This is a genomic window from Niabella ginsenosidivorans (assembly GCF_001654455.1).
Taxonomy (GTDB): Bacteria; Bacteroidota; Bacteroidia; order Chitinophagales; family Chitinophagaceae; genus Niabella; species Niabella ginsenosidivorans.
The window spans coordinates 4,117,679-4,132,543 of sequence record NZ_CP015772.1 but is presented as its reverse complement, the minus strand read 5'-3'; the positions used below and the strand labels follow the sequence as shown (position 1 = coordinate 4,132,543).

Annotated in this window: 10 protein-coding genes; 7 read left to right on the top strand and 3 right to left on the bottom strand. The window is 44.6% G+C overall.

Annotation, left to right across the window (positions count from 1 at the left end; genetic code table 11):
- Positions 1–4: 4 nt before the first annotated feature.
- On the bottom strand, positions 5–3,265 hold the full coding sequence (locus tag A8C56_RS17475) for a glycosyltransferase (RefSeq protein ID WP_245645559.1): 3,261 nt from the start codon (positions 3,263–3,265) through the stop codon (positions 5–7).
- Positions 3,266–3,546: 281 nt separating this feature from the next.
- Between A8C56_RS17475 and ade the strand changes: the two genes are divergently transcribed.
- The 5 genes from ade (at position 3,547) to A8C56_RS17450 (ending at position 8,422) form a co-directional block, all read left to right on the top strand.
- A complete protein-coding gene (gene ade / locus A8C56_RS17470; protein ID WP_067758887.1) occupies positions 3,547–5,202 on the top strand; it encodes an adenine deaminase in 1,656 nt (551 codons plus the stop codon).
- Between the two features lie 155 nt (positions 5,203–5,357).
- Positions 5,358–6,179, top strand: coding sequence for a LiaF transmembrane domain-containing protein (locus A8C56_RS17465; RefSeq protein ID WP_067758884.1), 822 nt, complete (start codon positions 5,358–5,360; stop codon positions 6,177–6,179).
- Positions 6,180–6,224: 45 nt separating this feature from the next.
- Entirely contained in the window at positions 6,225–7,271 is a 1,047-nt protein-coding gene (locus A8C56_RS17460) for a sensor histidine kinase (protein WP_067758881.1), read from the top strand.
- Positions 7,264–8,001 (top strand): LytR/AlgR family response regulator transcription factor, encoded by a 738-nt coding sequence (locus A8C56_RS17455; protein ID WP_067758878.1) that lies wholly within the window; start codon positions 7,264–7,266, stop codon positions 7,999–8,001. Before A8C56_RS17460 ends, A8C56_RS17455 begins: the two co-directional genes overlap by 8 nt.
- A gap of 85 nt (positions 8,002–8,086) precedes the next feature.
- Complete coding sequence (locus A8C56_RS17450; RefSeq protein ID WP_067758875.1) at positions 8,087–8,422, top strand: YegP family protein; 336 nt, start codon at positions 8,087–8,089, stop codon at positions 8,420–8,422.
- A gap of 151 nt (positions 8,423–8,573) precedes the next feature.
- On the opposite strand, the gene A8C56_RS17445 is transcribed toward A8C56_RS17450, so the two are convergent.
- Complete coding sequence (locus A8C56_RS17445; protein WP_067758873.1) at positions 8,574–9,947, bottom strand: aldehyde dehydrogenase; 1,374 nt, start codon at positions 9,945–9,947, stop codon at positions 8,574–8,576.
- Between the two features lie 549 nt (positions 9,948–10,496).
- Here A8C56_RS17445 and dprA point away from each other — a divergent pair.
- The gene (gene dprA, locus A8C56_RS17440; RefSeq protein ID WP_067762208.1) at positions 10,497–11,597 is read left to right on the top strand and encodes a DNA-processing protein DprA; all 1,101 of its coding nucleotides are present in this window, start codon (positions 10,497–10,499) and stop codon (positions 11,595–11,597) included.
- A 52-nt stretch (positions 11,598–11,649) separates the two neighbouring features.
- Here dprA and zwf read toward each other — a convergent pair whose 3' ends face one another.
- Entirely contained in the window at positions 11,650–13,182 is a 1,533-nt protein-coding gene (gene zwf / locus A8C56_RS17435) for a glucose-6-phosphate dehydrogenase (protein ID WP_067758870.1), read from the bottom strand.
- A gap of 181 nt (positions 13,183–13,363) precedes the next feature.
- On the opposite strand from zwf, the gene guaB reads away from it, so the two are divergent.
- Positions 13,364–14,860, top strand: a complete 1,497-nt coding sequence (gene guaB / locus A8C56_RS17430; RefSeq protein WP_067758868.1) for an IMP dehydrogenase — start codon at positions 13,364–13,366, stop codon at positions 14,858–14,860.
- Positions 14,861–14,865 lie beyond the last annotated feature (5 nt).

Genomic DNA, 14,865 nt, shown 5'->3' with positions numbered 1-14,865 from the left:
TTCCTTATTGCTCGTTCAGCACAACATTTCCTGTACGTTTCAGGCTGCCCCAACCCTGTCCTTCTCCTTTAATGGCGCGCCTGATGGAACGGAATAGTACCACGTACATCAGCTGGCGATACACAAAGCGTTGCGGCAACAACCACAACAGGGGCCAGTAACTTTTTTGCTTTTCAAAACGAAAGGCCATTGCTGCTACAATAAAATCTATAACCAGGAATAGACCATAATAAAACAGGATCTGGTGCTCACTTTTAGGATCATTACGGTTATAGAAAATGGAAATAAAGAACAGCAAATCTGCCAGCGGCGCAATTAAAGGTAAAATGATCTGGAAGATTAAGATGTTGGGCAGTGAAACCATGCCCAACCCTTTATAGCGCGGGCGAAAACAGGCGTCCCTGTTTTTCCAGAAGCTTTGCATAATGCCATAGCTCCACCGGAAACGTTGTTTGAGGAACTGCTTTACGGTTTCCGGCGCTTCTGTCAATGCAATGGCTTCATTACAGTTGCGGATCACATAACCTTTGCGGAGTATACGAATGGTAAGGTCACAATCCTCAGCAAGCGAGTCATAAGTAAATCCTCCTGCATCTATCATCGCCTGTTTGCGGAAGGCCCCTATTGCGCCCGGCACAACCGTAATGCCATTGACATAATCAAAGGCACGCCTGTCAAAATTCTGAGCCGTTATGTATTCAATGGATTGCCATTTGGTAAGCAAAGTGTTTGTGTTACCCACTTTTACATTTCCGGCAACAGCGCCTACTTCAGGATCCGTAAAGTAGCGCATCAGCTGGCTTACGGCATCCTTTTTTAGCTGTGTATCCGCATCAATGCAAATGATATACCGACTGCCGGATTCATTGATGCCGAAATTTAAAGCAGAAGCTTTACCGCCGTTGGGTTTGGTAAGTACTTTTACACGCTCGTTCCCGGTAAAGGCTTCCGCTACTTTTTGGTATGTTTCATCTGTTGAACCATCATCAACAAAGATCACTTCAAAGTTGGGATAGTCCTGCCCTAACAGGCTCTTTACCGTGGCTACAGCATTTACAGCCTCGTTATAAGCGGGAACAATGATGGAAACTTTGTCAGTGATGCTTCCCAGCAGCGCCAGATGTTCTTTCTTTTCCCTTCTGTAATTCAGCGTTGCCAGCACACCCATAAAAACAATTCTACCAATTCCTAAGAAAACGGCCAGCCAGAAGGATGCCGCCAGGAATTTTGAGATATAGAAAAAAGCTTTGGCCACCCAGCTGTCTGCCTGTATAATATCTCCTTTTACCGGTGGCATTATCTGGTTTCTTGTCAGGTTCAGCAATTGACCTACAGAAATAAACGGAATTCCTTTGCTTTTAAAATACTGTATGATCCTGGGAAGCGCTTTTACCGTTGCTTCCCGCGGGCCGCCTGCATCATGTAATAAAATGATCCCTTTCTCGGGATTTTGCTCATACCCCCGTATTACCCGGTTTACAATAGAGTCTGCATTTAACGGATTAGCCGGGTTGTCTGTATCCCAGTCGTTAGGATCAATGCTTTCGCCCACCGTATAGTACCCCTGTTTCTTACTAAGCCCTACGGGACGTAATTCTTCATATTTAGTGGGCTCTGAGTCTGCATTAAATGGCGCACGAAAGAGAATGGTACTATGGTGCGTGGCGGCTTCAATAATTAAGCGCGTGGCATCCATTTCATTCAAGGCCCGCTGAATGCTTACCGCAGCTATGTTGGGATGCGTAAATGTATGGTTACCGATTTCAAACAGGGTATCTTTTCCTATTTCCTTTACCAGTGATAAATTGTCTTCAGCATTTACGCCGATCATAAAAAACGCGGCAGGCACTTTTTCCTGCTTCAGGATCTTTATAATCTGTGGCGTATATAGCGGATCCGGCCCATCATCAAAGGTCAGGAGCACCTGGTTGTGCACCTGACCGAATTTTTTTATAACATATTGGGTGGGCAGGCTTTTGTAGTGCTCTTCGGCCACCAAATGTTCAGTAGAGTCTATCTTAATATCAATGATGCCCGGGTTGGGCTCAGAAACCACATCCAGTACTTCCCCATCGCCAATATAATCCGGTTTTTCATTTCCGGGGTTTACATGCTGTAACCGGTCATAAATATTCGGCTGTGCCAGTACGGCATTATCTGTCAGATTCAGATTGTAGAAGGTCCACAGGCGCTCATCCTCTGCGCCCAGGCGCCAAATGGAAACGCCGCCCAGTCCATAGGAATCGGCAAAACGCATCGTGTTAAAATTGCCGGCAGCATCGTTAAAATATACAACGTGCTTTATGCCGTTAAAATCGGTATATTTAAACGTGCAGTTATAATTGTCGTTATCAAAGTCGATCTCCGCTTTATACTGATCTGCCAGGGAGAGCGCCTCCTGGTAGGTGATCGTTGTACCATCGCTGCCTTCCGGCCAATCATAACCATATGTGGCCATACAAAGAATGATCTTTTCTGAGGGGATATTTTTGGCTGCCTGATCCAGTACTTTTTCAATCCATTGCTGCGCACTGACCGGGCCGGGCACACTGCTGTTGTAATGCTGGTCATAAGCCATCAGGAAATAGTAATCCACATAAGGGGCCAGCTTTGTTACATTGTAATCGGCATCATTGGGCAGTATATCCTGTGTTACGAGCATTCCCCTGGGATGCAGTTTTTCATACAGTGCCTTTTGAAAACTTTCCATTAAGGGAATGGATTTTTCTGTGATCTCTTCAAAGTCCAGGTTGATGCCCTGGAATTTGTTTGTTTCCAGGAATTTTTCCACATCATTCAGCAGGCGGTTTCTTTTTTCGGGATTGCTTAAAACCCGCTCCAGTAATTTGCCGTCAAAGTCGCCGGAAGTGAATTTTGTGTTTACATTGCTCAGAATAGGCACAACCGAAACTTTATACCTGCGCATGTATGCAAGAGCCTCCGGAGCAATATGCGTAACCAGGGTGTCTGCATCCGGATCAATCGTGCACCATTCCGGGACCACCATATTCAGCTTGTCTATATGGTTGAATAATGAAGAGGATGCCTGCGGATCCCAGTCTACAAAGAACGCGGCCCGTATATTGGAAGTCCGCCTCTTTTTTTCATTGGTAACAAAAAGATTATTCTGTTTTTTCGCCTTTAAAAATTCCTGGAACCCTCTGTATTTCTTTTTGTCTTTTTCTGACAGATCCTTTGGGATCACGGGGTTCTTTTGTTTAGTGTATTCAGCTTTTGAAAGACCGGGGAAAGCCGGTTTTTTCATTCCGAGTAAAGAAAAAATAAAAACCAGGACAGACAGTATAATAAGAAGAATTAGGAACCTGCTGAACCATTTGAAAGTGACCCACCTGGTCCTGCTTTCTGTTTGAAAAATCTGCCTACTATCAGACATGCAACATATTTAATGTAAAATTAAATACTGGTAACTTATGATGCTGCAAACCGGTTCTTTATTCTGTTTAAATTTTTTGTAAAAGTATCTGTAAGAAAGGCTATCCTGTTCCTGAACTATTTTTTACATTTACCTTAACGTAAAAAACAAAAATGGAACGCATAAAAGGAAATATAGTGCTCATCCGGCAACAGAAAGTCTGCTTTGCAGCGCTTGAGTTGGATGAGGGCCGTATCAAAAAAACAGAAATGCTGGATGAACGGGAAGTGCCCGGTCAGCCTTATATACTGCCGGGATTTATTGACAGCCATGTACATATTGAAAGCAGCATGCTGGTACCGGCTGAATTTGCCCGGCTGGCGGTGGTGCACGGAACCGTTGCTACGGTAAGCGACCCGCATGAAATAGCCAATGTATGCGGGGTTGAAGGGGTAAATTATATGATTGACAACGGAAATACCGTACCGTTTAAATTCAATTTCGGCGCGCCCAGCTGTGTTCCTGCAACGGTCTTTGAAACAGCAGGGGCAACACTGGGTGTAAAAGGAGTTACGGAATTACTGGCCCGGAAGGAAATTAAGTACCTGGCTGAAATGATGAATTTCCCCGGTGTTTTAATGAAGGATGCGGTGGTGATGGATAAAATAAAGGCAGCGCATAAGGCAGGGAAGCCGGTAGACGGGCATGCACCGGGCCTGCGGGGCGATGACGCCCGGACCTATGTTGCTGCAATTGCTGACCCAGCAGCAGGGCTGCGCGGCACCGACCACGAATGCTTTACAAAGGAGGAGGCACTGGATAAATTAAATGCCGGGATGAAGATCCTGATCCGTGAGGGCAGCGCGGCTAAAAATTTTGAGGCGCTCATTGATTTATTGAATGATTACCCGGATGATATGATGTTCTGCAGTGATGATAAGCACCCGGACAGCCTGGAAGAAGGGCATATTAACCGGTTGTGTGCAAGGGCGGTTGAAAAAGGCATTCCTGTTTTTAATGTGCTGAAGGCGGCCTGCATCAACCCTGTGCTGCATTACGGGCTGGATGTAGGGCTGCTGGCAGAGGGTGACCCGGCAGATCTTATAATGGTAAAAGATCTGGTGCGCTTTGAAGTAGAAAAAACGTTCATCAATGGCCAACTGGTTGCCGAAAATGGCAAAACGTTGATTAAAGCAACTAAAGCACCGGTGCTGAACAACTTTAGCTGTACCTTTAAGGAACCGGATTCTTTTAAGGTTCCGGCTAACGGCAGTAAGATAGTTCCGGTTATTGAGGCCCTGGATGGGCAACTGATCACTCACAAGCTGCTCCTGGAGCCCAGGATCATAGATGGCTTATATGTGAGCGATACGGACCGGGATATTCTAAAGATCGCAGTGGTAAACAGGTACCGGGATGCGCCGATAGCAACCGCATTTATTAAAAATTTCGGGTTGAAGAAAGGCGCTATTGCCTCTTCGGTGGCACATGACAGTCATAATATTATTGCGGTGGGTGTGGATGACGAAAGCCTGTGCAAAGCCGTAAATAAGATCATTGCAGCAAAAGGCGGGGTGAGCGCGGTTATGGGTGAGGAAGAGCAAATAGTACCGCTTCCCATAGCCGGGTTGATGAGCAATAAGGATGGATATAAGGTAGCTGCTGCTTATACCGGCATTGATCAGATGGCAAAGCGGATGGGCGCTACACTGGCGGCTCCTTTCATGACCTTATCCTTTATGGCATTACTGGTAATACCGGAGCTGAAATTAAGCGATAAAGGCCTTTTTGACGGGCAGCGGTTTGAATTTATAGCCAAAATCAGCTGACTTTGAGCTTATTCACTGCCAGGTGTATTTTTTTGGGAAAAAGCCCTGTTATTCACCGTAGCGTTTCCTCCATTTACCGATATCTTGTGTTTACAGGCAAAAAATCTGTTGTAAGCCCTATCTTAGGGGGGTATTTTTACAGAAAATATTAAATAATGAGTGAAAATAATCCATATAACACAGAATTTTATAATAAAGAGGAAAAACCAAAGGCTTCTGCACAGGATACCGGGTCTGTTCAGCCTCCCTTTCGCCAACGTAATTCGCAGGGGCATATCTGGATGGGGTTGATGATGGTGCTGATCGGGCTGGTGTACCTTCTTAAAAAGATGGGATTCGTATTCCCGGAATTTGTATTTACCTGGCAGATGTTCCTGATCGTGCTGGGAATATTTATTGGCTTCCGCAAAAATTTTCAGGGGCCGGGCTGGCTGATCCTGATACTGGTAGGATCGCTCTTTCTGGTGAATGAATATTTCCTGTTTAACGCCTTAAGGCAATATATATTACCTATTGCGCTGATCGGAGCAGGGCTGTTCTTTATCCTGCGTCCTAAAAAATCCTATGAATTTATTACAAAAGATCCTGAAACCGGAGCGCCCAACGGTAAAAAGCTGTACACTGGTAATGTGAGCAATGAGGACTTTATTGATACCACTTCCATTTTTGGAGGAACAAAAAAGAAAGTATTGTCTAAAAATTTCAAAGGAGGCGATATGGTGAATATTTTTGGAGGAAGTGAGATCGATCTGTTGCAGGCAGATATTAACGGAACTGCGGTATTGGATATAACCGCTATGTTTGGTGGCGCTACCTTGCTGATTCCTTCTCACTGGAACGTAATTTCGTCAGATGCTACAGCTATTTTAGGAGAGATAAAGGACCGTAGGGTTTCCATGGGAAATATAGACCCTTCAAAAAACCTGATCCTGAAGGGTACCGTAATTTTGGGCGGCATTGATATAAAAAGTTTTTAAGCGCATATAAATATATTCAACTCTAAACTTTAAACAGGAATTTCAGTGCCTGCATCTCCATTAGCTACCAAAAGGTTTGTATTCTCGCTCGTTACGGGGTGGATCGTATTGGTGTTGGTACAGGTCTTTTTTCTGTCTTTTTATTTCGGCTTCCAGATGAAAGTGGTGATTGTTGACAGCGTGCTGAGCAATTTCCTGTTGCTGCTGGCCAGCTTACTGATATTGAATATAACACGGTATTACCTTCCCTCTACGTACCAGTACACCAGTGTTATAGCATCCTGCCTGCTGATAACCGGCTTATGGTTATTTGTAAGCAATACCTTCCTGAAGATATTTTTGGGAGATAATGAGGCATACGCTTCTTTTTTGAGAACCTCGCTGGTGGTTCGTGCAGGTGTTGCCTTCCTGGTGCTGACAATTGTAACTATTGCTGCTATTTTATGGTACAACTGGCTGGAAAAGCAAAAAGTTGAGCAGCGGCGTACAGATGCCGACCGCCTTTCCCGCGAAGCGGAACTGTTTAAATTGCGCCAGCAACTGCAACCTCATTTTTTATTCAACAGCCTGAACTCTATTAATGCCCTTATTGGTTTAAATCCGCAGCAGGCCCGTAAAATGGTGCAGCAGCTATCTGACTTTTTAAGGGGCACCTTAAAAAAAGAAGAATCCCAGTTGATTTCACTGACAGAAGAGATCAATTATTTGAATTTGTACCTGGAAATAGAAAAAGTACGGTTTGGCAACCGTTTAATTACTTCTATTACAATGGAAGAGCAGACAAGGGAAATGAAACTGCCTACCCTGCTGTTACAGCCGGTAGTGGAAAATGCCATTAAATTTGGTTTATATGACACTATTGGCGAAACGCTGATAAAGATAGAATGTGTGACGGATCAGGGCGATCTTTGCATTATGGTCAGCAATCCGTTTGACCCGGAAACATCACTGCCGAAAACAGGAACCGGTTTTGGCTTAAGTTCTATAAAAAGAAGGTTATACCTTTTATATGCACGAAACGACCTGTTAACCACAAAAACCAAGGACAATATTTATTACACAATCGTTAAAATACCACAACAGCATGAGTAAAGTAATTATTATAGATGATGAGTTCCTGGCAAGAAGCATGGTAAAGGAATACCTGCAGAAATACCCGCAACTGGAAATTGTAGCAGAATGTGGTGATGGTTTTGAAGGGATGAAAGCCATCCAGGAACACAAACCGGATCTGATCTTTCTGGACATTCAGATGCCCAAGATCAGCGGGTTTGAAATGCTGGAGTTGATAGAGGAGCCGCCCGCGGTGATCTTTGCAACTGCTTTTGATGAGTACGCCATCAAGGCTTTTGAAGCGCACGCGGTAGATTACCTGTTAAAGCCCTTTGACCAGGAGCGGTTTGATAAAGCCGTAAATAAATTCCTGGTTCAGCAAAAAGGCAGCAGCCAGGCCAATACCCAGGAACTGCTGAATGATGTGCAGTTGCCTAACTCCAATAGCCGTATTGTTGTAAAGAACGGCAGCAAAATAAAAATTATCCCGGTGCAGGAAGTATTGTACCTGGAAGCGGCAGATGATTTTGTAAAGATATTTACCAAAGAAGGTTATTATCTGAAAAATAAAACCATGTCTTTTTTTGAAAATTTCCTGCCCCAGGATCTGTTTGTGCGCAGCCACCGTTCTTATATTGTTAATATACAGGAAATTACCCGTATTGATCCTTATGAAAAGGATGGTCATGTTGCCATTTTGAAAAACGGTACCAAGATCAACGTAAGCCGCAACGGATACGGCAAATTAAAAGCTGTGCTGGGGCTGTAAATCTGCAGGGTATAATACAAATCCCTAATTATTATTTGTCCGGGTATGATTAATTCAGCAACTTTAGGATAAAAACTTTTTAACTATGGGCAAATTTGTAATTACCAAAAGAAAAAACGGAGAATTTCAATTTAACCTGAAAGCCGGTAACGGCCAGGTGATCCTTACAAGCGAAGGCTATACTACAAGAGCCGCCTGCGATAATGGTATTGAGTCTGTAAAGAAAAACGCACACGATGACCATCATTATGAAAGAAAAGTATCCACCAATAACAAACCGTACTTTAATTTAAAGGCAACCAACGGCCAGGTGATCGGTAAAAGTGAGCTGTACGAATCAGAAGCTGCCAGAGAAAATGGTATTGAATCAGTGAAAAAGAATGCACCAGGCGCTGAAATTACTGATGAAACACAGGAATAGCTATCAGAGCGCTCCCCGGTTTCTTACTTGTATTATGTGAAGCAGCAACGCTTCACTTTTTTATTATGTATGGAATATGCTTTTATAAAGCCGGGCCTGCTGCCGCTATTAAAATGGAGATTCGCTGTTTTCCCTTAAACCTGTCCCTCTGTCAGATTATTTTTTTAAAAGTACCCAGCTTACCTTTTAAGGAAGGGTAGGCTAAAGGAATGTCGGGCCATGTGGTAGTTTTTAAAATGCCTTTAACATGGCTAAAGGTTTCAAAAGAAAATTTACCATGGTAATGGCCTGTACCGCTGTTGCCCCTGCCCCCAAAAGGGAGGTGCTTGTTCAGGTAATGTGTGGCCGCATTGTTTACGCAACCTCCTCCAAATGGAATTTCCCGGAGCCAGCGTTCTGCTTCCTTTTTATTACCGGTAAAAATGTAAAAGGCCAGCGGATTTTCGTTCCGGCGGATACAGCTGGTTATTTCCTCATCCGTTTCGTAACCGATGACGGGCAGCAGGGGGCCAAATATTTCCTCTTTCATTACCGGCGCATCCATAGAGGGCTCGTCAATAATTGTTGGTGCAATAAATAACTGTTCTTCGTTATGCTCCCCACCATGAATAATTTCCTGCTCCGCCATAAGGGCTTTGAGCCGGAAAAAATGTTTTTTATTAATGATGCGCCCAAAATCATAGCTGGCAATAGGCTGATCCCCATAAAATTTTGTGATGGTTTCTTTTAATAACCGGATGAATTCTTTTTTTATAGAACGGTGCGCAAGAACGTAATCCGGTGCAATGCACATCTGACCGGCATTAGAGAACTTTATATTTATAATACGCCTTGCAGCTACTTTTAAGGATGCGTTGGGGGTTACTAGACAGGGACTTTTGCCTCCGAGCTCTAATGTTACGGGGGTTAACGAGGCCGCGGCTTTCTGGTAAATGATTTTTCCAACTGCTGTGCTGCCGGTATAAAAAACATGATCATAATGAAAGTTGTCCATCAGTTCCGGGATCATTGTAGCTCCTTCTCCCGGGGCGTATAAGATATAAGCAGGATCAAACGCCTCTTCAATGATCCTGCCCATCACTTTTTCTGTAGCACTTGCCAGCTCGCTGGGCTTGAGCACTACACAATTGCCGGCTGCAATGGCGCCTACCAGCGGCATAAAGAGCAACTGAAACGGGTAGTTCCATGGCGCAATAATTAACACCACGCCAAGTGGTTCATAGTAAAGAAAACTTTTACCCGGAAGATTGGCCAGGTTAGTAGGCACGTTCCTGGGCTCCATCCAGTTCTTTAGCTCTTTTAAAGCTGTTGCAATTTCAGAGAGCACCATTCCTGTTTCAGTTATCCACACCTCCTCTTTGTTTTTATGAAGGTCTTCATACAATGCATTGTTGAGGGCTTCTTCATATTTCAGGATGCTCTCTTTCAATTGCAGCAATTGTTGTTTCCTGAAATCAGCAGAGCGGGTAACCCCGGTGTTGAAAAAACTGCGCATGGCATTAAGGTGATGGGTCAGGCCTGTCATTATTATCGGGGTTTATATTTTTTCAGAAACGTCCGGCAAAAAACAAATGTCGAAAAGATTTTTAAGATGATCAAATGGCTCTGTATTTTTTAAAAACCATACAGAAAGGGTTTTTATGCAAAAGGTGTTGTTATACAGGGCTTTCGGAAACTGGCCACACATAATGTACTGCCGTTAGACGATAACGGGAACCGGCAATGGCCTAATGCAGGAGATAAAGCAGACCTGGTACTGGTGGATGCCTGTTGCTGATTGCCACACAGGCCAATAACCTGGAGATGGCCTGATTGCTGGTAGCACATGGCACTGACGTAAACCAGCAGGAACAGATCATACGTTGAGGTGGTACAGGCACTGGTAGCTGCCGGATGTAATACTAATATCCCGGATCACAATGGTGTAACAATCTTGCAACATGCCCGCTCAAGAGGGTATGCCGGTTTAACAGCTGTTCTGGAACAGGCTTTAAAAAAGCAGCCGCAGCAAACGCCCGGGCTTTGGTTTATCAAGATAAAAATTCTTTGTAACTTTATTGCAAACAGAAACCTCATGGAGCACCCGCTAATGTATCGTATTGCGTTAACGCTTATTCCGAATATAGGCCCCGTTATTGCACGGGTCTTATTGCAGCATTTATCTCCTGAAGAAATTTTTACCGAAAAAAGGCATCTGTTAGAGCGTATTGAGGGGCTTGGAAAATTCCGGATAGACTGTATTAAGCAGTTCAATGATTTTGAACGGGTTGAAAAAGAAATTGCATTTATTGAAAAATACGGTATCCGGCCATTGTTTATTACGGATGCAGCGTATCCGCAACGGTTGCTGAATTGCTATGATGCTCCAGTTATGCTGTATTACAAAGGCGCTGCAGACCTGAATACTTCAAAGGTTGTTGCCGTTGTAGGCTCCCGGTCGCATACGGATTATGGAAAACAGATCTGTGAACAACTGGTGGAAGGTTTGCGGGGCAGTGAAGTACTGGTAATCAGTGGTCTTGCGTATGGCATTGACTTGCTGGCGCACAAATTTGCATTAAAAGCCAGGCTGGATACTGTGGGGGTGCTGGCGCACGGCCTTGATAAAATTTATCCATCCGATCATGTATCAATAGCCAAAGAAATGATACAGCAGGGCGGTTTGCTTACGGAATTCCTTACAAAAACGAAACCCGACCGGCATCATTTTCCCAGCCGTAACCGTATTGTTGCCGGCATGAGCGATGCTGTGATTGTTGTGGAAACAGATGTAAAAGGCGGTAGTATGATCACTGCAGAGCTGGCTGACAGCTATAATAAAGATGTATTTGCTTTCCCCGGCAGAGTGGGCGATAAAAAAAGCAACGGTTGTAATCATCTTATAAAAACGAACAGAGCCGGCCTGCTTACGGATGCGCAACAACTGTTGGAGGCGATGAATTGGGCCCCTTTAAAAAAGAAGCCCACCAAGCAGCCAGCCAGAACCTTATTTATGGATCTGAGCCCTGAAGAGCAGGTAATAGTAGACCTTTTAAAGAAAAAAGAACAGGCCGCTATTGACGAAATACATTTACGCTCAGGGCTAAGCAGCAGTACCGTGGCTATTGCCATTCTTAATCTTGAAATGCAGAATATCATCCAGGCATTGCCGGGTAAGTTATATCAACTATTATAGCGGCCGGCTAAAAAGACAAATAAAGAGGCTTTATCTGATCTATTCGGTTTTCTTAATTGCCATTTTCCTTTTTTGCCGGTGGCAGCGTAATCCAGTTCCTCCCTTCACGCGCAATCAGTGCTTCCGCATCTTCAGGGCCCCATGAGCCCGGAGCATAGTTCGGAAAATCAACCGGTGGACGGTTTTCCCAGGTATCCAGGATTGGATCGATCACTTCCCAGGCTACCTCTACCTGATCACCTCTCATAAACTGTGTAGGGTTGCCCATCATGGCATCCAACAAAAGGGTTTCGTAGGCTTCCGGTTGCGGAGCGTTATAACTGTCTGCATAGCTGAAGACCATGTTCACCGGGTTCAGGGACATGGTTTGGCCCGGGCGTTTGGCCTGGAACAGCAAACGGATGTCTTCCTCCGGCTGAATGCTGATGGAAAGGCGGTTGGCCCTCCATGTTTCGGATGCTTCAGGGGGAAATGCATATTTTGGCGCTTCTTTGAACTGGATCGTGATGAGTGTGGTTTTTTCTTTCAGGTACTTTCCTGTGCGTACATAAAAAGGAACGCCCTGCCAGCGCCAGTTGTCGATATAGAATTTTACAGCGGCAAAGGTTTCCACGCTGGAATCCGGATCCACTCCTTTTTCCTCGCGGTAGCCTTTTTCTTTTTTCCCTTCGATCCATCCGGATGAATACTGACCGCGTACGGCATATTTTTGTACTTCTTCTTTTTTTATTTTACGGATGGCGTTCAGCACATCTGATTTTTTATTGCGTATTTCATCTGCTTCAAAAGAAACAGGTGCTTCCATAGCCACCATGCATAATAACTGCAGGATGTGGTTCTGCACCATATCGCGCAGGGCGCCGGAGCGTTCATAATACCCTCCGCGATCTTCCACGCCTACGGTTTCGGCAGCGGTGATCTGTACATGATCAATATAATGCCGGTTCCAGATAGGCTCAAACAGTGCATTGGCAAAGCGCAATGCCAGAATATTCTGCACCGTTTCCTTTCCAAGATAGTGATCAATGCGGTAGATCTGGCTTTCATCAAAAAGATTAGTGAGTAGCTTATTCAATTCCTGCGCGCTTTTCAGGTCATGCCCAAAAGGTTTTTCCACCACAATGCGCGCCTTATCTTTATCTTTCGCTTTTTTCAGCTTGTTCAGGTTCGTGGCTATTTCCGGCACCAGCTGTGGTGCAACGGCCAGGTAAAAGAGCACGTTGGCGCTTACGCCCCAGGCTGCTTCATGGTCACTGATAATACCCGCCATGGCGTTATAATCTTCAGGTTTATCTACATCCATCCGCAAATAGGAAATATGGGAAGCAAATTCTTCCCAGCTGCCGTTCTTTTCATCCTTGCGGCGGGAGAATTCATTGATGCCCTGTAAAAGATGCTCACGGAATTTTTCATCGGAATAGTCAGTACGGCCTGTTCCGGTAATGGAAAACTGTTCCGGCATCAGGCCATCCAGCCACAGGTTATACAATGCCGGAGTTAATTTGCGCTGGTTCAGATCGCCACTTCCGCCAAAAATAAAAATGACGGTAGGCCCAAGCTTTTTATAATTATTGTTTTTTGACATGATGAGTATCTTATTGATTTAGTATGCAAAAGTATAACTAAAAAAGATTGGGAAGATACGCTATTATTGCAATGCAATAAAATCACAAACACTCATTTGTTTTTGTAACCTATTTGTAAATCGTACAAATTCATAATATACAATTCACTTTTCATAATTTCATTTTCCCTTACCTTTGCACATGGCAACAAGAAAATCTTCTGCAGCTACTGCAAATAATTCCAAGATCGCCTTTGAAGGCTTAACATTTGATGATGTATTACTGGTACCGGCTTACAGCCAGGTATTACCGCGTGAGGTAGACATCCGCACTAAACTTACAAAAGATATTACTTTGAATATACCTATTCTGTCGGCAGCGATGGACACGGTTACTGAAGCTGCGCTGGCTACGGCTATTGCGCGTGAAGGCGGACTGGGCATTCTGCATAAGAACATGAGCATTGAAAAGCAGGCAGAACAGGTGCGTAAAGTAAAACGAAGTGAAAGCGGGCTGATACTGGACCCTATTGTTTTGCTGGAAGATGCTACTATTGGTGATGCTTTGAAACTGATGGCTGAAAATAAAATAGGAGGAATACCGGTGGTTGACAAAAATAAAAAGCTGAAAGGTATTTTAACCAACCGTGACCTGCGGTTTGAAGACAACCCCGCACGTAAGATAAGTGAAGTAATGACCAGTACGAACCTGATCACGGCACCTGAAGGAACGGATCTTAAAAAAGCAAAAACCATTTTACGCCAGTATAAGGTAGAAAAATTACCCGTGGTAGATAAGCAGGGAAAGCTGATCGGGTTGATCACTTACCGCGATATCCTGCAGGTAACCTCTTTTCCGAATGCCATTAAAGATTCTTTCGGAAGATTACTGGTAGGTGCCGGCGTAGGCATTACCGGGGATGTGCTGGATCGTATCGCGGCCCTGCAGCAGGTAGGTGTGGATGTGGTGGTGCTGGACAGTGCGCATGGCCATACCAAAGGTGTGCTGGATGCATTAAAAAAGGTAAAAAAGAATTTCAGAAAATTAAATGTAGTGGCAGGTAATGTAGGCACTGCGGAAGGAGCGCTGGCAATGGCGGACGCCGGAGCAGACGCCGTGAAGATCGGTATAGGACCGGGATCCATTTGTACCACCCGTATTGTAGCAGGTGCCGGTATGCCACAGCTTACAGCTATTATGGAAGCGGCTTCCGGGTTAAAGAAAAAAGGTATTCCAATTATAGCAGACGGAGGTATCCGTTATACCGGAGACCTGGTAAAGGCACTGGCAGCCGGTGCAGACTGTGCCATGATGGGCAGCATATTTGCAGGTACGGAGGAAAGTCCCGGTGAAACCATCATTTTTGAAGGCCGTAAGTTTAAGGCCTACCGGGGTATGGGCTCTTTAGGTGCTATGGCCAGGGGAAGCAGCGACCGCTATTTCCAGGATCCGGAAGATGATGTAAAGAAATTTGTACCCGAAGGCATTGAAGGCCGTGTAGCCTATAAAGGTACTTTAAAAGAGGTTATTTATCAGTATACAGGCGGCTTACGTGCAGGCATGGGGTACTGCGGTGCCAAAAATATACAGGAACTGCAGCAGGCTAAATTTGTAAAGATCACCAATGCGGGCATGAATGAAAGCCATCCGCATGATGTGGATGTTACAAAAGAAGCACCGAATTACAGCAGGAAGTAGCTTGG